The 22,219-nt window shown below is 58.7% G+C and carries 23 protein-coding genes and 2 tRNA genes; 18 read left to right on the forward strand and 7 right to left on the reverse strand.

What is annotated here, in order from left to right:
* Position 1 precedes the first annotated feature (1 nt).
* A tRNA-Glu gene (locus AC07XF_RS06715) sits at positions 2 to 77 on the forward strand.
* Positions 78 to 80: 3 nt separating this feature from the next.
* Positions 81 to 156, forward strand: a tRNA-Gly gene (locus AC07XF_RS06720).
* 58 nt (positions 157 to 214) lie between these two features.
* Here AC07XF_RS06720 and AC07XF_RS06725 read toward each other — a convergent pair.
* Positions 215 to 1,084 carry a response regulator transcription factor gene (locus AC07XF_RS06725; protein WP_495025892.1) on the reverse strand — a complete coding sequence of 290 codons (870 nt, stop codon included), beginning with the start codon at positions 1,082 to 1,084 and terminating at the stop codon, positions 215 to 217.
* A 412-nt stretch (positions 1,085 to 1,496) separates the two neighbouring features.
* Here AC07XF_RS06725 and AC07XF_RS06730 point away from each other — a divergent pair, with 412 nt between their 5' ends.
* The 12 genes from AC07XF_RS06730 to AC07XF_RS06785 all read left to right on the forward strand — a co-directional run bounded on the left by AC07XF_RS06730 (position 1,497) and on the right by AC07XF_RS06785 (position 11,790).
* Positions 1,497 to 1,694: a Flp family type IVb pilin gene (locus tag AC07XF_RS06730; RefSeq protein WP_223459671.1), complete on the forward strand. Its 198-nt coding sequence runs from the start codon at positions 1,497 to 1,499 to the stop codon at positions 1,692 to 1,694.
* Between the two features lie 148 nt (positions 1,695 to 1,842).
* Positions 1,843 to 2,037 (forward strand): Flp family type IVb pilin, encoded by a 195-nt coding sequence (locus AC07XF_RS06735; protein WP_495025893.1) that lies wholly within the window; start codon positions 1,843 to 1,845, stop codon positions 2,035 to 2,037.
* Positions 2,038 to 2,064: 27 nt separating this feature from the next.
* Entirely contained in the window at positions 2,065 to 2,595 is a 531-nt protein-coding gene (locus tag AC07XF_RS06740) for an A24 family peptidase (RefSeq protein ID WP_495025894.1), read from the forward strand.
* A gap of 2 nt (positions 2,596 to 2,597) precedes the next feature.
* Entirely contained in the window at positions 2,598 to 3,926 is a 1,329-nt protein-coding gene (locus AC07XF_RS06745; RefSeq protein WP_495025895.1) for a DUF8689 domain-containing protein, read from the forward strand.
* A 15-nt stretch (positions 3,927 to 3,941) separates the two neighbouring features.
* Positions 3,942 to 4,751, forward strand: a complete 810-nt coding sequence (gene cpaB / locus AC07XF_RS06750) for a Flp pilus assembly protein CpaB (RefSeq protein WP_495025896.1) — start codon at positions 3,942 to 3,944, stop codon at positions 4,749 to 4,751.
* Positions 4,752 to 4,826: 75 nt separating this feature from the next.
* Positions 4,827 to 6,170 (forward strand): TadE/TadG family type IV pilus assembly protein, encoded by a 1,344-nt coding sequence (locus AC07XF_RS06755; RefSeq protein ID WP_495025897.1) that lies wholly within the window; start codon positions 4,827 to 4,829, stop codon positions 6,168 to 6,170.
* 8 nt (positions 6,171 to 6,178) lie between these two features.
* Positions 6,179 to 6,658 carry a TadE/TadG family type IV pilus assembly protein gene (locus tag AC07XF_RS06760; RefSeq protein ID WP_495025898.1) on the forward strand — a complete coding sequence of 160 codons (480 nt, stop codon included), beginning with the start codon at positions 6,179 to 6,181 and terminating at the stop codon, positions 6,656 to 6,658.
* Entirely contained in the window at positions 6,658 to 7,152 is a 495-nt protein-coding gene (locus AC07XF_RS06765) for a TadE/TadG family type IV pilus assembly protein (protein ID WP_495025899.1), read from the forward strand. Before AC07XF_RS06760 ends, AC07XF_RS06765 begins: the two co-directional genes overlap by 1 nt.
* Positions 7,146 to 8,366 carry an AAA family ATPase gene (locus AC07XF_RS06770; protein WP_495025900.1) on the forward strand — a complete coding sequence of 407 codons (1,221 nt, stop codon included), beginning with the start codon at positions 7,146 to 7,148 and terminating at the stop codon, positions 8,364 to 8,366. The genes AC07XF_RS06765 and AC07XF_RS06770 overlap by 7 nt, the downstream gene beginning before the upstream one ends.
* 3 nt (positions 8,367 to 8,369) lie before the next feature.
* Positions 8,370 to 9,812 (forward strand): TadA family conjugal transfer-associated ATPase, encoded by a 1,443-nt coding sequence (locus AC07XF_RS06775; protein WP_495025901.1) that lies wholly within the window; start codon positions 8,370 to 8,372, stop codon positions 9,810 to 9,812.
* Positions 9,809 to 10,795 carry a type II secretion system F family protein gene (locus tag AC07XF_RS06780; RefSeq protein WP_495025902.1) on the forward strand — a complete coding sequence of 329 codons (987 nt, stop codon included), beginning with the start codon at positions 9,809 to 9,811 and terminating at the stop codon, positions 10,793 to 10,795. The genes AC07XF_RS06775 and AC07XF_RS06780 overlap by 4 nt, the downstream gene beginning before the upstream one ends.
* 29 nt (positions 10,796 to 10,824) lie before the next feature.
* Entirely contained in the window at positions 10,825 to 11,790 is a 966-nt protein-coding gene (locus AC07XF_RS06785) for a type II secretion system F family protein (protein WP_495025903.1), read from the forward strand.
* 199 nt (positions 11,791 to 11,989) lie between these two features.
* Here AC07XF_RS06785 and AC07XF_RS06790 read toward each other — a convergent pair whose 3' ends face one another.
* The 5 genes from AC07XF_RS06790 to AC07XF_RS06810 form a co-directional block, all read right to left on the reverse strand.
* Positions 11,990 to 12,259: a DUF3613 domain-containing protein gene (locus tag AC07XF_RS06790; protein WP_495025904.1), complete on the reverse strand. Its 270-nt coding sequence runs from the start codon at positions 12,257 to 12,259 to the stop codon at positions 11,990 to 11,992.
* 18 nt (positions 12,260 to 12,277) lie between these two features.
* Entirely contained in the window at positions 12,278 to 12,991 is a 714-nt protein-coding gene (locus AC07XF_RS06795) for a tetratricopeptide repeat protein (protein ID WP_495025905.1), read from the reverse strand.
* A 113-nt stretch (positions 12,992 to 13,104) separates the two neighbouring features.
* The gene (locus AC07XF_RS06800; RefSeq protein ID WP_495025906.1) at positions 13,105 to 14,328 is read right to left on the reverse strand and encodes a type II and III secretion system protein family protein; all 1,224 of its coding nucleotides are present in this window, start codon (positions 14,326 to 14,328) and stop codon (positions 13,105 to 13,107) included.
* 782 nt (positions 14,329 to 15,110) lie between these two features.
* The gene (locus AC07XF_RS06805) at positions 15,111 to 15,518 is read right to left on the reverse strand and encodes a PA2817 family protein (RefSeq protein ID WP_495025907.1); all 408 of its coding nucleotides are present in this window, start codon (positions 15,516 to 15,518) and stop codon (positions 15,111 to 15,113) included.
* A gap of 74 nt (positions 15,519 to 15,592) precedes the next feature.
* Complete coding sequence (locus AC07XF_RS06810; protein ID WP_495025908.1) at positions 15,593 to 18,040, reverse strand: acyl-CoA dehydrogenase; 2,448 nt, start codon at positions 18,038 to 18,040, stop codon at positions 15,593 to 15,595.
* A gap of 249 nt (positions 18,041 to 18,289) precedes the next feature.
* Here AC07XF_RS06810 and AC07XF_RS06815 point away from each other — a divergent pair, with 249 nt between their 5' ends.
* From AC07XF_RS06815 to AC07XF_RS06830, 4 genes are all read left to right on the forward strand, one after another.
* Positions 18,290 to 18,949 carry a transglutaminase-like domain-containing protein gene (locus AC07XF_RS06815; RefSeq protein ID WP_495025909.1) on the forward strand — a complete coding sequence of 220 codons (660 nt, stop codon included), beginning with the start codon at positions 18,290 to 18,292 and terminating at the stop codon, positions 18,947 to 18,949.
* Between the two features lie 43 nt (positions 18,950 to 18,992).
* A complete protein-coding gene (locus tag AC07XF_RS06820; RefSeq protein WP_495025910.1) occupies positions 18,993 to 19,616 on the forward strand; it encodes a glutathione S-transferase family protein in 624 nt (207 codons plus the stop codon).
* A 133-nt stretch (positions 19,617 to 19,749) separates the two neighbouring features.
* A complete protein-coding gene (locus AC07XF_RS06825) occupies positions 19,750 to 20,682 on the forward strand; it encodes an ABC transporter ATP-binding protein (protein ID WP_495025911.1) in 933 nt (310 codons plus the stop codon).
* Complete coding sequence (locus tag AC07XF_RS06830) at positions 20,679 to 21,458, forward strand: ABC transporter permease (protein ID WP_007996641.1); 780 nt, start codon at positions 20,679 to 20,681, stop codon at positions 21,456 to 21,458. Before AC07XF_RS06825 ends, AC07XF_RS06830 begins: the two co-directional genes overlap by 4 nt.
* Positions 21,459 to 21,674: 216 nt before the next feature.
* Here AC07XF_RS06830 and AC07XF_RS06835 read toward each other — a convergent pair whose 3' ends face one another.
* Complete coding sequence (locus AC07XF_RS06835) at positions 21,675 to 22,190, reverse strand: DUF2062 domain-containing protein (protein ID WP_495025912.1); 516 nt, start codon at positions 22,188 to 22,190, stop codon at positions 21,675 to 21,677.
* Positions 22,191 to 22,219: the final 29 nt, after the last annotated feature.

Consider the following 22,219-nt stretch of genomic DNA (forward strand, 5'->3'; position numbering starts at 1 on the left):
TGTCCCCTTCGTCTAGTGGCCTAGGACACCGCCCTTTCACGGCGGTAACAGGGGTTCGAGTCCCCTAGGGGACGCCATTTGCGGGAATAGCTCAGTTGGTAGAGCACGACCTTGCCAAGGTCGGGGTCGCGAGTTCGAGTCTCGTTTCCCGCTCCATATTTAACAAAAACGCCGCTCATTGAGCGGCGTTTTTGTTTGCGCGTAAAAAACCAGATCAACCGCTGAGGCTTTGTACCAGGCTTTCGAGCGCTTCAGAGATTTCTTCATCCGGCAGCGGTTGCGTAGCGGCAGCCGCTTTGAGTTGGCGTGCCAGGCGGTATTCGCTGGGCGTGCAGTTGGCGAACTGCTTGAAGGCACGAGCGAAGTAGGACGGATCCTTGAAGCCTGCCTCATAACCGATGCTGGTAATCGGCATCTGACTGTTGTCGAGCAGGTCTTTGGCGAAGTTCATGCGCTTGTCCAGGATGTAATCCGTGAAGCCAAGCCCATTGGCTTCCTTGAACAGGCGGCTGAAGCGAAAGGTCGTCATGCCGCAGCGCTGCGCCAATTCCCTCTGATCGATGCTGTCTCGAAAGTGCTGTTCGATGTACAGCATGACATTGCTCAGCGCCTGGTGTTTTTGGTGTCCTGAGGTCCGCCGGATGCTGTCCGGCAAGGTCGGGGAGTGGTCGATCTGCGATGACTTGCCCCGGGCGTGGGCATTTCGGCGCAGCTCGCAGAGCTGCACCACCGCCGTCAGGTAACGCTTCCTCTCGGTGGTCGAGAGCGGGAGCACCATGTATTCCCAGACGCTGGAGCGCATGGCCCATACAGCCAGTTCCTCCGAGTGCTGCACGGTGAACATGGTGATCGGGATGCTGGGGGTGGTGTGTTTGATCTCCAGCAATAGCCTCAAACCAGGCGTATCGGGGCGATCAAAATGGATGCAGATCATGTCTGCCTGTTCCGCGATGGGCAACACGGAGTTTTTCGCCAGTTTGCAGTCGCAGGTACTCTCGAACTGCGCGACGAGTTCTTTCGTGGACCGATCATGAGTCAGATCGAACCATAGGAGCGATGGCCTTTTGGTCAAGTTGGACGTCATGTCTCTACTCTGGGGTTCTTGGTGACTCTCTTAGCTAAGGAGTATTGCCAAGGTGCCATCACTTTGCAGATTTAATCCTGATAGGAAAGACGATTCTTAGTTCTATTCGCTCTATGGGTAGCCTGGAAGGCAGCCTCGGGCGAGTGTTTGTTGGTGTGTTTTCGACGAACCCGGGTTGAACCGCTTGTCGCATGTGAATCAATGACAATTGCCTTTGCGTTTCAACGCCTTGTTTACCCCTCCCGTTACTTCTGCAAAGGCCAATGCCCCGTATTTGGCTGCCCCGCAAAAAAGTCCTAACGATGCGCAAAATCTTCCTAACGCTCATGCCTTGCCCCTGACTAGTGTTGCACTCAGGCAGCGCAGAACGTACTGCCTCAGAAAAAAACAACATTCGAGTGAGGTGGGCAAAATGATCATGCAAACAATCAAGGCTTCGGTAGTGAAGTTCGCCAAAGACGAAGACGGCCTGACCATTGTGGAATACGCGGTGGCTGGTGGTTTGATTACGGTGGCTGTCGCCGCAATCTTCGTGAAGCTTGGAACCGCAGTGACTACCCAAATCACAGCGCTGTGCAAGGCTGCCAATGGCAACGTTGCATGCCCATAACCAACTTTCGGTGTGGGGACATGCGACGTCCATGGAGCAACCGGTTGTTATTGATTTGCTGATAGAGCTGCCGGATAACTCAATGGATTTCGCGCTGTCCCCGCCAGGGTAGTTCTGAGACTTATGACCGCTGAAGTGAGGTGCGAAAATGACTCTGCAAAAAATTAAAGCTTTGGGATTGGTGTTCGTCAAAGACGAGGATGGCCTGACCATTGTGGAGTACGCAGTGGCGGGCGGTTTGATTACGGTGGCAGTCGCCGCAATTTTCTTGAAAGTTGGAGGCGCGGTGACTACCACAATCACATCACTGTGTCAGGCCGCCAATAGCAACGTTGCATGCTAACGACTAATCCCAGTAGGGAGACACGCCATGTCCACGGAACTGATGGTATCGACTGTTTTATTGGTAGGACTTTTGGGCGTGGCGGTGGTGAGCGATCTGCTTCGCCACCGTATTCCCAACATGCTGGTTTTGTTGGGACTTGCCCTGGGATTGGTCGGTCAAATTTACTCTGGTGGTGTCAGCGGATTAGGTGACAGCTTGCTGGGCATCCTGATCTGTTTTGCGCTGTTTCTGCCCATGTACGCCTTGGGGGGCATGGCTGCCGGCGACGTCAAGTTGATGGCCATGGTCGGCAGTTTTCTTCCGTTCCATTACGCATTGTGGGCTGCAATGTTCAGCCTGATCGCCGGTGGCGTGTGCGGTTTTTTGATCGTGCTGTTTCGTGGTCAATTGTCTCAGACCGTGGGGCGCTATTGGTTGATTCTGAGAGCGCAGGCCTATTTTGCGCCGACTTCAGATGAAGTAGCCGGCAAACCTTTCCCTTATACGATTGCAATATTGATCGGCACTTTGAGCAGCGTCTACTGGCAACTGGTTGCCGGTGGGGTGGGAGGTTAGTCATGCACGTCATCGTAGAGAGTGATGCCTACCCCAGCGATCGGAACGCGGTGCAACGCTTGGCTCCCCAGCCCTGCACAATCCGTGAAACCGGTCTGACCGACAGTTTTCTCGGCGAGTTGGTGTGCAAACATTTGCACGACGCTGGTGTGCTGGACATGTCACGGCTGGTGGAGCGTCTGGCGCTGACCGGCGCGGTACTTGAAGAGGTCCTGGCGTTTCTGCGCAAGGATGGCCGCGTCGAAGTGCTTGGTCAGGTGAGTCAAGCGGGCGGGCAGATGTTGCGTTATGGCCTGACCGAGCGTGGTCGCAGTGCCGCCCGTGATGCCCTGTCACGCAGCGGTTATATCGGAGCGGCACCTTTCCCGGTGAGTACCTATCGGTCCCTGATCAAACTACAGACCATTCACCATGGTCGCATCAACGCCAACGATATGCGCAATGCCCTGGCTGGCGTAGTGCTTACGGAGGGGATGCTCGATCAGTTGGGTGTGGCGATGAACTCCGGGCGCGCGATCATGATTTATGGCCCCGCGGGTACCGGCAAGACCTATGTCAGCACTCGGCTGATCCGTCTGTTCGCCGAGGCCATCTGGGTCCCTCATGCCATTGTCATCAACGAGTCGGTGATCGAGATCTATGACCCGCAGGTGCATCAGCGCCTCGATGAAGATACTCAACAGAACAATCTGATGCTCAACGAAGGGATCGACCGTCGACTGCTGCGCTGCAAGCGCCCGATCGTCATCACGGGTGGTGAGTTGAGCATGGAGCAGCTGGACGTTCGCTATGACCCCTTCACCCGTCAATACCAGGCCGCCTTGCAGCTCAAGGCCAGCAATGGCCTGTTCATCATCGACGACATGGGGCGCCAGCGCATGGCACCCGCCGAGCTGTTCAATCGCTGGATCGTCCCGATGGAGGAGAAACGCGATTTCCTCAACCTGGGCGGCGGTCGGCATTGCGAACTGCCGTTCGATCTGATTCTGGTGTTTTCCACCAACCTCAATCCCCTGGAGCTGGCCGATGAGGCCTTCCTTCGCCGGATTGGCTACAAGCTGCAGTTCGGTTACCTGAAGCCCGAGCAGTACGAAAAGATCTGGCGTATGGAAAGCGAGCGTCTGGGTATTTCTTATGACCCGCTGTTGGTGCGTTATGTGCTGCAAAGGCTTTATGCAAGTGAAGGCATGCCCCTGGTGCCCTGCCACCCCCGCGATCTCCTGAACATGGCGCTCGATCGCCAGCGTTATATCGGCGGTTCCGGACCACTGTCACCGAAAGAGTTGGAATGGGCCTGGCACAACTACTTCGTCCAGCTCGACTTTCTTTGATACGGAGATACTGACATGAGCTCTCGCACGCTTACCCTGATAGGCGCTTCCCTGGTCATGGGCCTTGGGGCTGCATGGATGGCCGACTCCTGGCTGAGCGCGCGGCTCAATGCCAGCCCGGATGACCACCTTCGAAACGTGGTGGTTGCCACGGTAGAGATTCCATTCGGGCAGATGGTCGAGGCCCAGCAGGTCACGACCGTACGCATGCCCATGGATACGATCCCGGACGATGCCTTCGATGCCAGCGAAAAAGCCGTGGGCAAGATCGCAACGTTCGACATTCTGCGGGGTGACATCGTGCGTGGTGCGCGCCTGAGCGAGCATCTGGGGGGCAGCACCCTGGCCTCTTTGATAGCACCTGACAAACGCGCCATATCGGTACGTGTGGACGATGTGGTCGGCGTCGGCGGATTCCTGTTGCCGGGTAACCGGGTCGATGTACTGGCGACCAAAACCACCAATGCCGGCAGTAACAGCGCCACGTCCAGGACCATTCTCGAGAACTTGCGGGTGTTGGCCGTGGATCAGACCGCGGGTACCGATAAGACCCAACCGGTCGTGGTGCGCGCAGTGACGCTGGAGATGACGACCGCCGAGGCTGAAACCCTGGTCACGGCGCAAACGGAAGGGAAATTGCAATTGACCTTGCGCAACCCGCTGAACGCCGAGAAAAAAATCGCGACCGTTGCGCCTGCCACACCGGTCATGGCGGTGGCTACCGCCACAGAGCCAAAACGCGTAGTGCCGCGTGGTAATGGAGAGGGTGGCAGAGCCCTCACCATTATCCGCGGGACCGAAGCCAAAGAAATCAGAATTCGCTGACAGGGCGCAACAGGTGCCTGGGCACCAGGGTATTGGCGGAGCCGATCCGGACCGGTATCGGCAATCGAGGGCTTGATGATGAATCTTCGTATTCAGCGGCCGTTCACTTCGACGCCAAGGCGCCAGGAAGGATCGGTGACTGTATTGATGGTGATCGCGTTGGCGGCGATGACCATGATGGCGGCGCTGGCTTTGGACGGCGGGCATATGCTGCTGAACAAAACGCGCCTGCAGAATGCGGTGGACGCCGCCGCCCTGAGTGGCGCCAAGACCCTGAGTCAGGTGGGGGGGGGCATCAACAGTGCCAGCACGACGCGTACCTCCGCCCTCAATACGCTGACACAGAATGCCAATGCCACAGGCAACAGCGAATTGGCTACGGCGGTCGGCGGCAACGCCGGTGCATTTGCAGTCGTGGAACTGGCAAGCAGCGTCTATGGCCCATTTTCCTATCCCGGGCCAGCGGATGCCAAGTACGTTCGGGTATCGGTACCGAGCTATAACCTGACGGGTTTTTTCTGGAACGTCGCCCGGGTACTCGGCTCTGGCGGTCTGGGAGCCAAAGCGGTGGCGGCGATCGCCACCGCTGGCCCCAGCCCTACCAGCCCCTGCGATCTCGCGCCTTTGATGGTCTGTGGTAACCCGGCTCAATACAACCCGGCTGCCGGCATGTTCTGGGGCTTCCAGTTTGGTGATTTGCAGGTATTGAAAACAGCTGCCGGCAATAACTCGCCTATTGGTCCAGGCAACTTTCAGTTGCTCGATTTTGGCTCGGGCGGCAGTACAGTCAGGGAGGATATGGCCGGAGGCGGCTCCGTCTGCCGCAATGTGGGGCAAAATGTCGATACCGCCCCTGGCAACAAGGTCGGCCCTACCTCTCAAGGCCTGAATACACGCTTCGGCATCTACAACGGCCCGGTCAGTGCCTCGGACTATCCGCCGGACCTGGTGACCACGTCCAGCAACCCCGCAATCACTTACGACGACTCAGTCAATCCTCCACAAAATAAGTACAAGGGGCAAACCGTCACCTCGAACAACGGCAATCTAACGGCGGGCACCAACGCGATATTTGACTACAACGACTGGCGTGCGAGCGTTGCCGCGTGTGTGGCAGGGGCCAGTGGCTGTGAGAGCAATGGGGTGTTCGAGCGCCGGATGCTGAAAATCGTGGTGGGCGACTGCTCCGGGAAAAATAATGGTTCAACCTCGATCCCCGTCCTCGGATTTGGCTGCTATTTCGTGGTGCAGCCAATGGATGGCGGTGGCGGGGACGCGCAGATTTTTGGTCAGTTCGTGAAGGAGTGCGAAGGCGACAACGTAGCCGGCCCCTCGCCGTCAACCGATTCCGGCCCGCAGATCATTCAGCTCTACAAAACCTATCTCACCGGCAGCGGCACTCCGAGCACTGACTCATAGGAGGCGTCATGAGACTTCACGGATTTAAACATCCGCAGCGCCAGCAAGGCCTGGCCATGGTGGAGTTCACTCTCGTCCTGCCGGTGCTGCTGTTGCTGTTACTGGCCTTTGGTGAGTTCGGTCGCATGCTCTATCAGTACAACGTGCTGCTGCAGGCCAGCCGCGACGCCGACCGGTTCGTCGCCAGCAATGCCTGGAACTCGACGCTGGGTGCGGTCTCTCTGAGCAATACGCTACTGACCCAGACGAAAAACGTTGCGGTGTATGGCGTGCCGGCCAACACCGGGACCGCTGTGGTGTCAGGGTTGACGACTGGTAACGTGGTCGTTGCCGCAGTGGGCACCGACCATGTGCGGGTCACCATCACTTACACGTTCTGCCCGGTGATTGGCGCTGGCAATTGCGCCGGATCGATTCCCGGTTTTTTTGGTAATCGGATTGCACTGAGCATTCCGTTGGTTGCCACTACCGTGATGAGGGCACTGTGATGAATAGAAAACACATGCGCGGCACCTATACGGTGGAGTTCGCCGTCATTGGTCTGCTGGTGTTCACGCTGTTGTTCGGCGTAGTGGAAATCGGTCGCCTGTACTTTACGGTCAATGCGCTGGATGAAGCCGTGCGCCGTGGTACGCGCCTGGCGGCGGTGTGCAATATCAGCGATCCGGTGGTTCTGCGGCGGGCTATCTTCAATGCCGCGACCGACGCCGGTACGAGCCGGTTGATCGGCAATTTGGCCACCAGCAACCTGACATTGACCTATCTGGACGTTAATGGCGCTCAGGTGGCCAACCCCGCTGACCTAGTCAGCGCAAACGGTTTTCGTGCCATCCGCTATGTCCGGTTGAGCCTGCAGAACTTTGTTTTCAATCTATTCATTCCCGGGTTCGGCGTGCCCATTACCTTGCCCGCATTCAGGGCAACGTTGCCACGCGAAAGCCTCGGGCGTCATTCCGATTCCGGGGAGATCACGCCATGCTGAATACCAGGGACACCCCTCTCTCCAGTTCGACCGGCAAAGCCGGGCTCAGGTTGCTGATCAGCAGCCGTGATGCCACGTCGTTGCGCGACCTGCAGAGTGTCTGCCAACGCATGCCCAGCCTGGAAGTGAGCACGCGCCTGGTGAGCAATGGGCATGTCGACCCGCTCTATGGCCTGGACCGGATGCCCGATCTGCTGCTGTTGCGCGTCAGCCACCTGTGGCGTGAGGAGCTGGCGGCACTGTTGCAGCGCCCGGCCCATGAGCGTCCGCCGATGTTGGTGTGCGGACTGTTGAGCGAACAGGAAGGCATGCGCCTGGCGATGCAGGCCGGCGCCCGTGATGTGCTGCCGGAGCCCGTCGCCGAGACAGAACTGGTCGCCGCCTTGAATCGGCTGGTCATGGAGGTTCGGACCGGCAGCGGGACAGAAGGGAAATTGCTCGCCGTGATCAGCGCCAAGGGCGGATCCGGCGGCACCATGCTGGCTTGCAACCTGGCTCAGCAGCTCAGCATGAAGGGGGGCAGTACCCTGTTGCTGGACATGGACCTGCAATTTGGCAGCGTGACGCATTACCTGGATGTGGCGCAAACACACAGCCATCTTGAGGTGTTGCATCAGATCGACGGCATGGACAGTGTTGCGCTACGCGGTTTTTGCAGCCACTTCAGCCCGACCTTGCATGTGCTGGGTGGCCGGGCCGGTGAGCTGTGTCTGCCGCAGGATGCCCAACCCGAGCAACTTGATACCTTGATGCAGTTGGCCCGCGCCAGCTATGACTGGGTAGTGATCGATCTGCCGCGGCAAATCGACCACCTCACCGGTTCCGTGCTGGAACAGGTGGATAGGGTGTACGTGGTGGTGCAGCAGAGCGTCAGCCATCTGCGCGATGCCAGCTCCCTGGTGCGGATTCTTCGCGAAGACCTGGGCGTGCGTGGGGATCAATTGCAGATAGTGGTCAACCGCTATGACAAGACGGCAGCGGTCAGCCTCAAGGATATCGGCGAGGCGCTGCGCTGCACGAACCTGTCGAAATTACCCAACGACTTCAACCTGGTCAGCCAGAGTCAGAACACTGGTGTGCCATTGGGTCTGCATGCGCCGAAGGCGGCGATCACCGTTGCCCTGCGTAATGTGGCCGATGACCTGCTCGGCAACCAGATGGCTGGAAAAAAAGGCGTGTTCAAACGCGCCTTCAACCGTTTTTTCGGGGGGTGACCCATGATCAGCGACTTTCGTAACCGCTTGCGCAAACAGGCCGGTAAACCCGCCCCATCGTCGGCAGGCCAGCCGGGTGACGACCTGCTGGATCCGGCAGAGGAAATAATGGCGTGGGAGCGCGCAACGCCGGACGTTCTTTACGAAACCAAAAGTCAGGTCACCCCGGTGGAAGCCGAGTGGCGAGAAAAGATCTACCAGCAGTTGCTCAAGGTCATGGACCTGTCCTTGCTGGATTCCCTTGAACAGGCTGAGGCCGCGCGGCAGATTCGCGATATTTGCCAGCGCCTGCTCGATGAGCATTCGGCACCGGTGAGTACTTCCAGCCGCCAGTTGATCATCAAGCAGATCACCGACGAGGTGCTCGGCCTTGGTCCTCTGGAACCGTTGCTGGCTGATCACAGCGTGTCCGACATTCTGGTCAACGGTCATGCCTCAGTCTATGTCGAGCGCTTCGGCAAACTGCAACGCACCGATGTGCGCTTTCGCGATGATCAGCATTTGCTGAACATCATCGACCGCATCGTCTCCAGCCTGGGTCGGCGTATCGACGAGTCCTCGCCGTTGGTGGATGCCCGGCTCAAGGACGGTTCGCGGGTCAACGCGATTATCCCGCCGCTGGCCATCGACGGCCCGAGCATGTCGATCCGACGCTTTGCGGTGGACCTGCTCAATACCGACAGTTTGATCCAGGTGGGGACGTTGACCCCGGCCATTGCCCTGCTGCTCAAGGCGATTGTCCGTGGGCGCTTGAATGTGCTGATTTCCGGCGGTACCGGCAGCGGCAAGACCACCATGCTCAATGTCCTGTCCAGTTTCATTCCGCACAACGAGCGGATCGTCACCATCGAGGACTCGGCCGAACTGCAATTGCAACAACCCCACGTGGTGCGTCTGGAAACCCGGCCTTCGAATATCGAGGGGCGTGGCGAGGTGAGCCAGCGGGAATTGGTGCGCAACAGCCTGCGGATGCGTCCGGACCGCATCGTGATCGGTGAAGTGCGCGGCGTCGAGGCGCTGGACATGCTGACAGCGATGAACACCGGCCACGACGGCTCGTTGACCACGATCCACGCCAACACCGCGCGCGATGCGTTGGGGCGGATCGAGAACATGGTGTCGATGACCGGGGCGACCTTCCCGATCAAGGCTATGCGTCAGCAGATCGCGTCGGCCATTGATGTGGTGATCCAGCTGGAACGCCAGGAGGACGGCAAGCGCCGCCTGGTCAGCGTGCAGGAAATCAACGGCATGGAGGGCGAGATCATCACCATGACTGAAATCTTCTCCTTCGCGCGCCATAGCATGGGCGAAAGCGGCGAGGTAATCGGGGATTATCGACCCAGCGGCATGATCCCGGCCTTCCGTGATGTACTGGCCAAGCGCGGCATCGAGTTGCCGCTGACGATGTTCAGGCCTGAGTGGATGGAGGCCCGGCAGTCATGAACAATATTCCTGGTTCGTTCATTCTGATGTTCCTCGGTATGGTGTTTATCGCCGTGTTCCTCCTGTCTCAGGGCGTGGTGGTGCCGGTGTTCGGCGAGGCCGGCAAGATGCGCAAGCGCATCCGTGGCCGTTTGCATGTACTGGAGAAGGCCAACAATCTGCCCAATATGCAGACGGTGTTGCGACAGAAATACCTGACGCGTTTGTCGCCACTGGAGGCCAAGCTTGAGCAGCTGCCTTTTATGGAAACATTGACGCAAATGATTGAGCAATCCGGCCATGAATATCGTGCTTATCGGGTGCTGTTGCTCGGGCTGTTCCTGGGCGCCTGTGCAGGCATCTCGATCTGGATGATCTCGTCAGTCTGGTGGATGGCGCTGCTGGCGGGTTTCGTGGCCTTCTGGTTACCAGTAATGAAAATCTCTCGCGACCGTGGCAAGCGTTTCGCTGCGTTCGAGGAAGGCCTGCCGGATGCGCTGGATGCCATGTGTCGCGCTCTGCGTGCCGGGCACCCATTCAACGAAACTCTGCGCCTTGTGGCCGAGGAGCATAAGGGGCCGGTCGCTCAGGAGTTCGGCTTGACCTTCGCCGATATCAACTATGGCAATGATGTGCGCCGGGCCATGCTCGGCCTGCTGGAGAGGATGCCCAGCATGACGGTGATGATGTTGGTGACCTCTATCCTCATCCATCGCGAGACCGGCGGCAATCTGACAGAAGTGCTGGAGCGTCTGAGTCGGCTGATTCGCGGGCGCTTCCGCTTTCAGCGCAAAGTCAAAACCCTGTCGGCGGAAGGGCGCATGTCGGCCTGGGTACTGGTGGCCATTCCCTTCGTGTTGGCGATCGGGATCGTACTCACCAGCCCCAGTTACATGCCTGTGCTGATCAATGATCCCACCGGCCACAAGCTGATCATCGGGGCGTTCTGCGCCATGTTGATCGGAATTTTCTGGATACGCAAAATCATCCGGATTCAGGTTTAAGCGATGTTCGCTACCGGGAGGTACAGGTCATGGACTTTTTACTCGGGTTGTTCAGTCGGGTCACGGCAAACGAGGAGGTGGCGCGCCTGTTGTTCCTCTGCGCGATTGGTTTGAGTACGGTGCTTGCGGTCGCCGCCGTGATCTTGCTGATGATGGGGCTTCAGGATCCAGTGCAGCGTCGCCTGGCGCTGATCAAGCGTGGTCATTTAGGCAACACCGCCGGGCAGGAAGCCCCGGGTAATCTGCAACTGTTGCTGGAGCGGGTCGGCCAGCGCTTTGGCTCGGCCGAATCGGCTCAGGCGTCCGTCACCCAGACCCTGTTAATGCATGCGGGGTACCGTTCCTCTTCGGCGGTCCAAATGTATTGGGCCGTGCGCTTGATTTTGCCGCTGTTATTTATCGGTATTGCCTTGCTGCTGTTGCCGATTATTCCCAAGGTTTCCCTGATATTGGGGTTGTTGTTGGTGGTCTTGGTGGCCGGTATCGGATGGTTGGTGCCAGCGCTGTATGTCGCCAAGCGCAAGCAGTTGCGACAAGGTCGGCTGCGTGCTGCGTTTCCGGATGCGCTGGATCTGATGGTGGTGTGCGTGGAGTCGGGCCTGGCCTTGCCCACGACGATCGAACGGGTGGCTGAGGAGATGTCGGTCAGTCAAGTCGAACTGGCCGAAGAGCTGGCCCTGGTCAATGCGCAAATCCGCGCGGGCATTTCCAGTACCGAGGCGCTCAAACAACTGGCCGTACGCACGGGTCTGGATGACGTACAAGGGCTGGTCAGCCTGTTGGCGCAGAGTATCCGCTTTGGTACCAGCGTGGCCGAAACCCTGCGCATCTACGCCGATGAATTCCGTGACCGGCGTACGCAGGCCGCCGAAGAGATGGGGGCTAAAATCGGTACCAAGCTGATATTTCCACTGATTTTCTGTCTATGGCCGAGCTTCTTTCTGGTCGCTATCGGCCCGGCCCTGATTGGGGTACTCAGAGTATTCGGTAAGTGAACAGGAGTGGCTTGCTGTCGAACAGGATGGCTGTACTGCATAAGAACGAGGTGGAGCAGGCGAACAGAGTGCATTCACTCCAATCGCTTGCTCCACCTTGTAGTACCTGAACTGTATTTTCCTGCACTCGTGATTGAGCCTGGCTTTTTAGCCAGGCCACTCTGGACTACGCCAGAGGCTAATCACCCATCGAGAGACCTCAGTTGCCGATGGTCATTTGTCCCGCTGAATCCTGGTCAAAATATTGCGGAATCGGGTAGCTGAAGCTATTCAGCCAGCGTTGCATGGCCAGGTCACGTTCGGTGGCCGAAGCGGTTTGCGGTTTAGGGGAGGCAACCACACCGCGAATCTGCAACTGCAACCACTGTTCGGTGCCTTGTTGATACGGCGAAGAAGGACCCGGCTCAATAGCCCAGGCAGTGGTGGACAGGCAAGCCATGCACACGATCAACAGCCTTTTGGTTTTCATCTCAACTCCTCGTACGTTCTACTTGTTCGCACTGGAAGAGGCATCGGCTACCTCAGTCTTGCGATTCCCCTCGGAAGCCACCACTTTATTGGCGGAGGTCTTGAGTTTTTCCGCGCGGGTTTGAGCCTCTGCGACTTGTTTGGGGCTCAAGTCGGCGCGGGTCACGAGTTCGGCAGCCGCCTTCCAGTTATCCTGGTAGATCAGCAGCGTCACCATATTGAGTGCCGCCAGTGTGTTTGCCTGCTTGAGCTCCATGGCGGTCATGAACTCAAAGCGTGCTTCAGGGATCCGTCGCTGATTGAGGTAGACGACCCCCAGGTCATTGCGCATCCTGTCATCGGTGGGGGCCATCTTCACCGCGCGCTCAAGGTGAGTGGCGGCGTTGGCGTTATCATTTTTGGCGGCGGCCAACTGACCCAGGCCATGTTCCCCTTCAGCCGTCAGACAGGTGCCGAGCAAGCTTTCGTACAACGGTTGCGCGTCGCCGCTACGCCCCATCATGCGCAGCACCCGAGCCTTGCGCAGGCGAACCTGGACCAGGTTATCGGGCAAACCTTCCAGATTCGCCAGGCTGGCATACAAACGGCCTTCGTCGGCCATGTTGTCGGCCAGGTTCAGGGACAGTTCTTGCTCCGAACCGGGCTTGGCACAGCTGGCCGGTCGCGAAGACATGCCATTGCTGGCACAACCTGCGAGCATTAATGTCGCCGCTATTGCAATGACTGCTTTCATCGAAGGTCCCCTGGCTAAAACAGATTGAACGCCTGGCCAATGGCAATAAGGTTGGCCCGGCAAGCGTTCAAAGTCGCCGTTACGAGTGAAGGCGAGACAAGTCAGGTTCAGATTCATTGCGAGAGCCCGCTACGACTGTCGAAGTCGCCATTTTCCAGGAAGAACATGCGGTAGAAGTTCGGGTCGTAATTGCGCAGTTGCTCACCAGGCAATGACGGTAGTTGTGCATTGGCCGCCAGCGGCTGGACCAGATGGGGGGTGACGATCATCAGCAGTTCGCGCTCTTCACGGTTGATGGTGTTGTCGCGGAAAAACGCGCCCAGAACCGGGATGTCGCCCAACCCCGGAAATTTGTTCACCTGGGAATCGTTGTGGGTGCTGATCAGGCCGCTGATAACGAAGCTTTCGCCGTCGGCCAGGGAGATGCTGGTATCGGTACGGCGCACGGTCAGGGCCGGGACCACCGTGCCGGCGATGCTCACGGCGTTGGTGAAATCCAGTTCACTGACTTCCGGTGCCACCTTCAGCGCGATACGGTTTTTCCCGACGATGGTCGGCGTCAGGGTCAGGCGGATACCGAACTCCTTGTACTCGATGGACACGTTATCGCTGCCTGAACTGGGCACCGGAATCGGTATTTCACCGCCGGCCAGGAAGCTCGCACTCTGCCCGCTGAGCGCTACCAGGCTTGGCCGCGCCAGGGTGTAGGCGAAACCACTGCCTTCCAGCGCGTTGAGCGCCACCAGGGTATTGCCGGTAGCAAACGTAAGGTTGAAGTTGTTGTTGTTCACCGGTATCACCGGCGTGACGATGCCGTTGATGGTGGGCAAGGTTCTCGGCGAGCCGAACAGGAAGTTGCCGCGGATGCCGAAAATCGAAGCGGAGGCTTCCTTGAGCTTGGTCCGGCTGACTTCAACGAAGCGGATATCGGTCTGCACCTGACTCGGCAGCAACAGGTCGTCGGAAGGCACCGACGGCACGCTGGTCAGCGCCGCTGTGGCCTTACCCTTGACGAACACCATGCTTTGGCGAGGCGTTTTAGAACAGGCGGTCCAGACCATCAGGCTGGTGGTCCCCGGTGCAATGCCCGTGAGTATGAAAGCGTTGCTGCCGCTGGGTTGCACGTCGGCAATCTTCGGGTCACCCACCGCCAGTTGTGTTACCGGAACGGGGCTGCGCAATTCATTCTGCAGCCCCTGACCGACCTCGTACGTTGTCGGCCAACTGTCCAGTTGCGGGCAATTGGCCGGCGCGGCCTGAGCCGCATCCACGCTGAGGCCCATCCAGAACAGGCCATGGATAATTCGCTTGATAGCGGGCTCGGTACGAAAGCTCATTAAGGACATCCTCGCTGGATAGGCCATCTTCAGGCTGACTGAGTCGTCTCGGATCACTTCACGGGGACCGGACTATCCCCCCCAATGCGCCAGACCACTCATCCATGGCCCAGGCGTTATTCCTTGTGTGCTACACACGAGCGGGCGCAATTCGCTGACCTGGATGGACAGCGAGCGACCTTTGCTGAAACGGTTTTTAGTGATCCGGTAACCTGGACTGCCCGCCAGAGCGATATTCGCGGACATGGAGGGCACTGCCCGCCGACCTGGCTCCCCCGGAAAGTCATCGGCAATGAAGGTACAGCGCCGGAAAGTGCCTGCCAGGATCATAGTGAGGTAACTCCTTTTGCCAGTCTGCTATCTGATCACTGAAGCTAACGTGGAAAATCGAGCCGTTATGACTTCTTATGGTTTGAAGGTAGTTCAATCAAACCAAAGTGCCATGAGTTAAACGAAAACTATTGGTGCAAAGACTGGAGACAGGTGGGTGGGCAGGGTCGCAGCGTAGTGCAGTTGCCTGATGTCGATGGGGGGGCTGAGGCAAAAAAAGTTCATCACGCAATCCCGGGAAACACCGATAAAGCAATACCTGTAGGAGCCAGCTTGCTGGCGATGGACTCAAGTGCGCCGCGTTTATCCAGTTCACACGGGTTATCGTTAACGACCATCGCTGGCAAGCCAGCTCCTACAAGAGCGCGCGTCCGAGTCGAAACCAGTGAAAGAACCATAAAAAAGGCCCGCATGCTCAAGCATGCGGGCCTTTGGCATGACGGATTGAAGAATCAGTGCTTGCTGTCCTGGTTCGACAACGCCAGCAGCTGCTTTTCCTGGTTCCAGTCGAAAGGTTCGTCGTTCTGCTCGGCTTCGAAGCGACGCTCTTCCAGTGCCTGGTACAGGTCGATTTCATCATCGGGCATGTAATGCAGGCAGTCACCGGCGAAATACCACAGCAGGTCGCGTGGAACCAGATGAGCGATTTGCGGATAGCGAGCGATGACCTGGCACAGGATGTCCTGGCCCAGGTACTGGCTTTCGATCGGGTCGACCGGCAGCAGCGCCAGCAGTTCGTCGAAGCGCTCAAGGAACAAGGCATGGCTTTCGTCGGGAACCTGCTCGGCCTCACCTACGGCGACCAGGATGCTGCGCAGGTGGTCGAGTAAAACGAGATGATCGGCAACGATGTTGGACACGAGATAAGTCCTCAAGAGCAAAACGGGCGCGGGAGTATAAAGCGCCTGCGCCCGTTTTTACATGTTTGAGGGGATCAGCGGACTTTTCCCTTGGCCAGTGCCAAAGCCTTTTTGTCAAAATCATCGACATCGATCACCTTGCGCCGGGCCGCTTCGGCTTCACGCAGGGTCTGGGCTTCCACCGGCTGCAATACGCCAGCCTCGAGTGCCGTATCGATCACCGACTCGCCAGCCACCGGTTTGACCTGACCACTCTTGAGCGCGACGTGCAGTTTTTTCTGCAAAGGCTGTGCGGCGCTCAACAGATTGCAGGCGTGTTGCAATGCACCGACCGGATCGTCGCTCGCCTGTGGGCGATAGCAACCCTGGAGCAATTCCTCCAGGGCCGGATCGCCCTTGGCGCGGCCAATCAATGCAGCGACTTCGGCACCCAGTTTGTCCGATGGTCCTTTGTGCCGGCGACCGAACGGGAACACGATCACCCGCAACAGGCAGCCCACGACTTTGTTCGGGAAGTTGCTCAGCAGTTCATCCATGGCGCGCTCGGCCTGACCCAGGCTTTCCTCCATGGCCCAGGCCAGCAGCGGCGTCATGTACTGCGGTGAATCGAGATCGTTGTAGCGCTTGAGTGCGGCCGAGGCCAGGTAGAGGTTGCTCAGCACGTCACCCAGCCGTGCGGACAGACGTTCCCGGCGCTTCAGCTCACCACCCAGCAGCATCATGCTGAGGTCGGCGAGCATGGCGAAAGCCGCGGCCTGACGATTGAGTGCGCGGAAATAACCCTGGCTGAGTTTGTCGCCCGGGCTGTGTTCCAGGTGCCCGAAACCGAGATTCAACACCAGCGTACTGGCGGCGTTGCTCACAGCAAAACCGATGTGCTTGAGCAGCAGGCCATCGAACTCTGTGAGCGCCTGATCCTTGTCTTCACGAGCGGCCAGGGCCATTTCCTTGAGGACGAAAGGATGGCAGCGAATCGCGCCCTGGCCGAAGATCATCAGGTTGCGCGAGAGAATGTTCGCGCCTTCCACGGTGATGAAGATCGGCGCGCCGTTCCATTTGCGACCGAGGTAATTGTTCGGCCCCATGATGATTGCCTTGCCTCCGTGCACGTCCATCGCATCGCTGATGCAGTCGCGGCCGCGTTCGGTGAGGTGGTACTTGAGGATCGCCGACAGCACCGACGGTTTCTCGCCCAGGTCGACCGCATTGGCGGTCAGCATGCGGGCGGCGTCCATCATCCAGGTGTTGCCGCCAATGCGGGCCATGGCTTCCTGAATGCCTTCGAACGCGGCGATCGGTACGTTGAACTGCTCGCGAACCTGAGCGTATTGGCCCGTCACCAGACTGGTGAACTTGGCCATGCCGGTGCCCACCGCCGGCAGGGAAATCGAACGCCCGACCGACAGGCAATTCATCAGCATCATCCAGCCTTTGCCGAGCATTTCCTGGCCGCCAATGAGGAACTCCAGCGGGACGAACACATCCTTGCCGGCGTTCGGGCCGTTCATGAACGCGGCGCCCAAGGGCAGGTGGCGGCGACCGATCTCGACGCCGGCGATGTCGGTCGGAATCAGCGCGAGGCTGATTCCCAGGTCTTCGTTGTCACCCAGCAGATGATCCGGGTCGTAGGCCTTGAAGGCCAGGCCGAGGAGGGTGGCCACCGGGCCGAGGGTGATGTAGCGCTTTTCCCAGTTCAGGCGCAGGCCGAGGACTTCCCGGCCCTCCCATTCACCTTTGCAGATCACCCCGGAGTCCGGCATGCCGCCAGCATCGGAGCCGGCCAAGGGGCCGGTGAGGGCAAAGCACGGAATGTCGTCGCCACGCGCCAGGCGTGGCAGGTAATGATTGCGTTGTTCATCGGTGCCGTAATGCAGCAACAGTTCGGCCGGGCCGAGGGAGTTGGGGACCATCACGGTGGAGGCGAGGTCGCCGCTGTGGCTCGCCAGTTTCATCGCCACTTGCGAGTGGGCATAGGCGGAGAAACCCTTGCCGCCAAACTCCTTGGGGATGATCAGGGCAAAAAAGCCGTTGTCCTTGATGAATGTCCAGGCTTCGGGCGGCAGGTCCATGGTTTGGCCGAGCTGCCATTCGCTGACCATGCTGCAGAGTGTTTCGGTCGGCCCGTCGATGAAGGCCTGTTCCTCTTCATTCAGTTGCGCTTTGGGATAGGACAGCAGTTTGCTCCAGTCCGGACGGCCACTGAACAGTTCGCCGTCCCACCAGACCGTGCCGGCGTCGATGGCATCGCGCTCGGTCTGCGACATCGGCGGCAGGGTTTTCTGGAACCAGTTGAACATTGGTGCGCTGAACAATTTGCGGCGCAGGTCGGGCAGCAGCAAGGGGGCGGCGACGGCGGCGATCAATACCCAGTAAACCAGCAACAACCAGCCCGGCGCGCGGCTGAAAGCGCCCATTGCCACGACGTAGACAGCCACGATACCCAGGGCGGGCAGCGGGGCGATGCGGCGGTGGGCTAAATAGGCAATCCCGACCAGCAGAACCAGTATCCACAACAGCAGCATATTCATTCCTCCGTGAAACCAGGGCGAACCAGCCCACAGAGCTTAGACGGCATCCGCAAAACAGGCTGGTCAGAGCGATGTGATTGGAATCGTGGGAAACCCCGGATGATTTTCGTGCGACAGATTGGCCGCACACGTGGGAAAAACGTTCATTGAGCGAGCGGCAAAGCGCCCATGTTTGGCCGAAACGTCGTTATCTCTGTGCTGAAGCTCTCGTTAGACTCGGGGCTTCCCCAGGAGATTTTTCTCATGCACGAGTATCTGAGTCCCGGTCGCTTCATCGATAGTGACCATCCGTCCGTGGTGGAGTTCGCCGAAAAACACCGTGGCGCCAGTCGCGATCCGCTCGAGCAAGCGATCAGTCTCTATTACGCCGTGCGCGAGGCGGTGCGCTACAACCCGTACACATTCAGTCGCGATCCACAGACCCTGCGTGGCAGTCATGCGCTGGCGACCGGGGAGAGTTACTGCGTGCCCAAGGCCACGCTGCTGGCAGGTGCAGCGCGGCATTGCGGGATTCCCGCGCGGATCGGCCTGGCGGATGTACGCAATCATTTGTCGACGCCACGGCTGCTTGAATTGCTCAAGAGCGACATGTTCGCCATGCACGGCTACACCGAGTTTTATTTGCAGGATCGCTGGGTCAAGGCGACGCCAGCGTTCAACCGCAAACTCTGCGACCTGTTCAATGTGGCGCCGCTGGAATTCGACGGGATCAACGACAGCGTTTTTCATCCTTTCAACCGCGATGGCGCGAAGCTGATGGAGTACCTCGTCGATCACGGCCAGTTCGCCGACGTACCTGAAGCGTTTTTTTTCGAACACCTGGAAAAATGCTATCCACACCTGTTCGGTGCACAGCAGCAACCGCTGTCGGGTGACATGCAGAGCGATTTGAGTCGCGCCTGATCCGGCGTATGCTGCCTGCCCACTTACCGAAAAAGAGGCGGTCATGCTGAAGATCTGGGGTCGGAAAAACTCGTCGAATGTCAGAAAACCATTGTGGGCCGCCGAAGAACTGGGACTGGCCTACGAGACTATCGATGCCGGTGGCGCCTTTGGTGTCGTCGATACGCCCGAATACCGCGCGATGAACCCCAACGGTCGCGTGCCGGTGATGGAAGACGATGGCTTCGTGCTGTGGGAATCCAACGCCATCGTGCGTTACCTGATGGCCCGTCACGCCGACGGTACGGCCTGGTATCCGGCGGATCTGCAAGCCCGTGCCAGTGCCGACAAATGGATGGACTGGACTACCTCAAGCTTTGCCGGTCCGTTCCGCACCGTGTTCTGGGGCGTGCTGCGTACCCCGGCAGACCAGCAGGACTGGCCCGCAATCAAGGCTGCGATCAAGGAATGCGACACGTTGCTGGCGATGGCCGATCAGGCGTTGGCGAACAAACCCTACCTGTCCGGAGACGAGATCGGCATGGGCGATATTCCCCTGGGCAGTTTTATTTATGCCTGGTTCGAGATGCCTATCGAACGCGCGCCCCAGCCTCATCTGGAGGCCTGGTACGCACGGTTGAAACAGCGTCCGGCGTACCGGAAAGCCGTCATGACCGCGTTGACTTAATACTCACTATCGACACACTTGACTGTACTTGTGTGGCGGCGACAAGCACCATTGCGTTCTTGCGACGTGGTTGCAATGCGCGCCGCCCGCCCTTACTTGATCCTTTCTTCCCTTCTTGGTGCGTAAATCAGATATGAGTTCCGCTCTGTCCATCCGGCAGCTAACCAAAACCTACGGCAACGGTTTCCAGGCCCTGAGTGGTATCGATCTGGATGTCGCCGAAGGTGACTTTTTCGCCTTGCTCGGCCCGAACGGCGCCGGCAAATCCACGACCATCGGCATTCTCTCGACCCTGGTGAACAAGACCAGCGGCACGGTGAATATCTTCGGTCACGACCTGGACAAGAATCCTGCGCAGCTCAAACGCTCCATCGGCGTGGTACCTCAGGAATTCAACTTCAACCAGTTCGAAAAGACTTTCGATATCGTCGTGACCCAGGCCGGTTACTACGGCATCCCGGCGAAAATCGCCAAGGAACGCGCCGAACAGTACCTGACCCAACTCGGCCTGTGGGACAAGAAGGATGTGCCATCGCGTTCGCTGTCCGGCGGCATGAAGCGCCGACTGATGATCGCCCGCGCACTGGTTCATGAACCGCGCCTGCTGATCCTCGACGAACCGACTGCCGGGGTCGACATCGAGCTGCGTCGCTCGATGTGGAGCTTCCTCACCGAACTGAACCAGAAAGGCATCACCATCATCCTCACCACCCATTACCTGGAAGAGGCTGAGCAGTTGTGCCGCAACATCGGCATCATCGACCATGGCACCATCGTCGAGAACACCAGCATGCGTCAGTTGCTCAGCCAACTGCATGTCGAAACCTTTTTGCTGGACCTCAAGGGCGACCTGCCCGCCGCGCCGCAGTTGCTCGGCTACCCGTCCCGGCTGATCGACAGCCACACCCTGGAAGTCCAGGTGGACAAGTCTATGGGGATCACGGCGCTGTTCACCCAGTTGGCGCAGCAGAGCATCGAAGTGCTGAGCCTGCGTAACAAAACCAATCGCCTCGAGGAGTTGTTCGTGTCCCTGGTGGAGAAAAATCTGTCGAAGGTGGCGGTATGAGTTCCGAGCTGCGCCCCAACCTCGTAGCCCTCAACACCATCGTTTACCGTGAAGTCCGGCGTTTCACCCGGATCTGGCCGCAGACCTTGCTGCCGCCGGCCATCACCATGGTCCTGTACTTCGTGATCTTCGGTAATCTGATCGGTCGGCAAATCGGCGACATGGGTGGCTTCACTTACATGGAGTACATCGTGCCGGGGCTGATCATGATGTCGGTGATCACCAACTCCTACGGCAACGTGGTGTCGAGTTTCTTCGGCAGCAAATTCCAGCGTTCCATTGAAGAACTGATGGTCTCGCCGCTGTCGCCGCATACCATTCTGATCGGCTACACCTTGGGCGGTGTGCTGCGCGGGTTGATGGTGGGGATCATCGTGACCCTGCTTTCGCTGTTCTTCACCCACTTGCAGGTGCATCACCTGGGGGTGACGATTCTGGTGGTGGTGCTGACCGCGACGATCTTCTCGTTGCTGGGTTTCATCAACGCGGTGTTCGCGCGCAACTTCGATGACATCTCGATCATCCCGACCTTCGTGCTGACGCCACTGACCTACCTGGGCGGGGTGTTTTATTCGATCACTTTGCTGCCGCCGTTCTGGCAGACCGTATCCCTGGCCAACCCGGTGCTGCACATGGTCAACGCATTCCGTTACGGCATCCTCGGCGTATCGGATATCCGGATCAGCGTAGCGATTGCCTTCATGCTGGTTGCGACCGTGGTGCTGTATCTCGGTTGTGCACGGTTGCTGGTCAGCGGGCGCGGGATGCGCACCTGACCCGCAGCAAACCCTTGTAGGAGCTGGCTTGCCAGCGAAAGCGGCGGTTTAGTCGACAAAATTGTTGGCTGAACATACGCCTTCGCTGGCAAGCCAGCTCCTACACCAGATCCGGGTTGCAGCGAAGATCCCCTGTGGGAGCGGGCTTGCCCGCGAAAGCGTCAGCCCAGACACCACAAAAAAACGGCCTCCCACAGTGGAGGCCGTTTTGCATTTTCACATCCGGCTTTTCTTGCGCCGCTTCCATTGCCGGGTCACCCACCAGCGCCAGTACATCATCACCAGGAAGTAGGCCAGCGCCCCGAGTACCACTCCCGTCACGACTGAACCCAGCAGGAACGGTTGCCACAACGTCGAGATTTCGCCGCTGATCCATTCCCAGGTCAGCGAGTCCGGCAACTGCCGGGCGGGAACGTCCATCAGCCAGGCGCCGGCCTGGTAGGTGCAGAAGAATACGGCGGGCATGGTGATCGGGTTGGTCAGCCAGACCAGGCTCACGGCAATCGGCATGTTGCCGCGCACGATAATGGCGAGGATGGCCGCGAGCAGCATCTGCAACGGGATCGGCAGGAACGCGGCGAACAGACCCACAGCCATGGCGCGGGCAACGGAGTGGCGATTGAGGTGCCAGAGGTTCGGGTCATGCAACAGCGTGCCGAGAAAGCGTAAGGACTTGTGTTCCCTGATGCTCATCGGGTCTGGCATGTAACGTTTGAATAAGCGCCGGGGCATAAGGCTTCTCGGTCGGTCAAGGCGGCAAG

The organism is Pseudomonas sp. GW821-FHT01C01, from assembly GCF_059422645.1.

Coding starts and splice junctions, on each gene's coding strand:
- AC07XF_RS06770 (WP_495025900.1), top strand. CDS start 7,146: ATGCTGAATACCAGGGACACCCCTCTCTCCAGTTCGACCGGCAAAGCC.
- AC07XF_RS06765 (WP_495025899.1), top strand. CDS start 6,658: ATGAATAGAAAACACATGCGCGGCACCTATACGGTGGAGTTCGCCGTC.
- AC07XF_RS06795 (WP_495025905.1), bottom strand. CDS start 12,991: ATGAAAGCAGTCATTGCAATAGCGGCGACATTAATGCTCGCAGGTTGT.
- AC07XF_RS06780 (WP_495025902.1), top strand. CDS start 9,809: ATGAACAATATTCCTGGTTCGTTCATTCTGATGTTCCTCGGTATGGTG.
- AC07XF_RS06790 (WP_495025904.1), bottom strand. CDS start 12,259: ATGAAAACCAAAAGGCTGTTGATCGTGTGCATGGCTTGCCTGTCCACC.
- AC07XF_RS06735 (WP_495025893.1), top strand. CDS start 1,843: ATGACTCTGCAAAAAATTAAAGCTTTGGGATTGGTGTTCGTCAAAGAC.
- AC07XF_RS06760 (WP_495025898.1), top strand. CDS start 6,179: ATGAGACTTCACGGATTTAAACATCCGCAGCGCCAGCAAGGCCTGGCC.
- cpaB (WP_495025896.1), top strand. CDS start 3,942: ATGAGCTCTCGCACGCTTACCCTGATAGGCGCTTCCCTGGTCATGGGC.
- AC07XF_RS06730 (WP_223459671.1), top strand. CDS start 1,497: ATGATCATGCAAACAATCAAGGCTTCGGTAGTGAAGTTCGCCAAAGAC.
- AC07XF_RS06830 (WP_007996641.1), top strand. CDS start 20,679: ATGAGTTCCGAGCTGCGCCCCAACCTCGTAGCCCTCAACACCATCGTT.
- AC07XF_RS06725 (WP_495025892.1), bottom strand. CDS start 1,084: ATGACGTCCAACTTGACCAAAAGGCCATCGCTCCTATGGTTCGATCTG.
- AC07XF_RS06775 (WP_495025901.1), top strand. CDS start 8,370: ATGATCAGCGACTTTCGTAACCGCTTGCGCAAACAGGCCGGTAAACCC.
- AC07XF_RS06825 (WP_495025911.1), top strand. CDS start 19,750: ATGAGTTCCGCTCTGTCCATCCGGCAGCTAACCAAAACCTACGGCAAC.
- AC07XF_RS06745 (WP_495025895.1), top strand. CDS start 2,598: ATGCACGTCATCGTAGAGAGTGATGCCTACCCCAGCGATCGGAACGCG.
- AC07XF_RS06815 (WP_495025909.1), top strand. CDS start 18,290: ATGCACGAGTATCTGAGTCCCGGTCGCTTCATCGATAGTGACCATCCG.
- AC07XF_RS06835 (WP_495025912.1), bottom strand. CDS start 22,190: ATGCCCCGGCGCTTATTCAAACGTTACATGCCAGACCCGATGAGCATC.
- AC07XF_RS06785 (WP_495025903.1), top strand. CDS start 10,825: ATGGACTTTTTACTCGGGTTGTTCAGTCGGGTCACGGCAAACGAGGAG.
- AC07XF_RS06820 (WP_495025910.1), top strand. CDS start 18,993: ATGCTGAAGATCTGGGGTCGGAAAAACTCGTCGAATGTCAGAAAACCA.
- AC07XF_RS06800 (WP_495025906.1), bottom strand. CDS start 14,328: ATGAGCTTTCGTACCGAGCCCGCTATCAAGCGAATTATCCATGGCCTG.
- AC07XF_RS06740 (WP_495025894.1), top strand. CDS start 2,065: ATGTCCACGGAACTGATGGTATCGACTGTTTTATTGGTAGGACTTTTG.
- AC07XF_RS06810 (WP_495025908.1), bottom strand. CDS start 18,040: ATGCTGCTGTTGTGGATACTGGTTCTGCTGGTCGGGATTGCCTATTTA.
- AC07XF_RS06755 (WP_495025897.1), top strand. CDS start 4,827: ATGATGAATCTTCGTATTCAGCGGCCGTTCACTTCGACGCCAAGGCGC.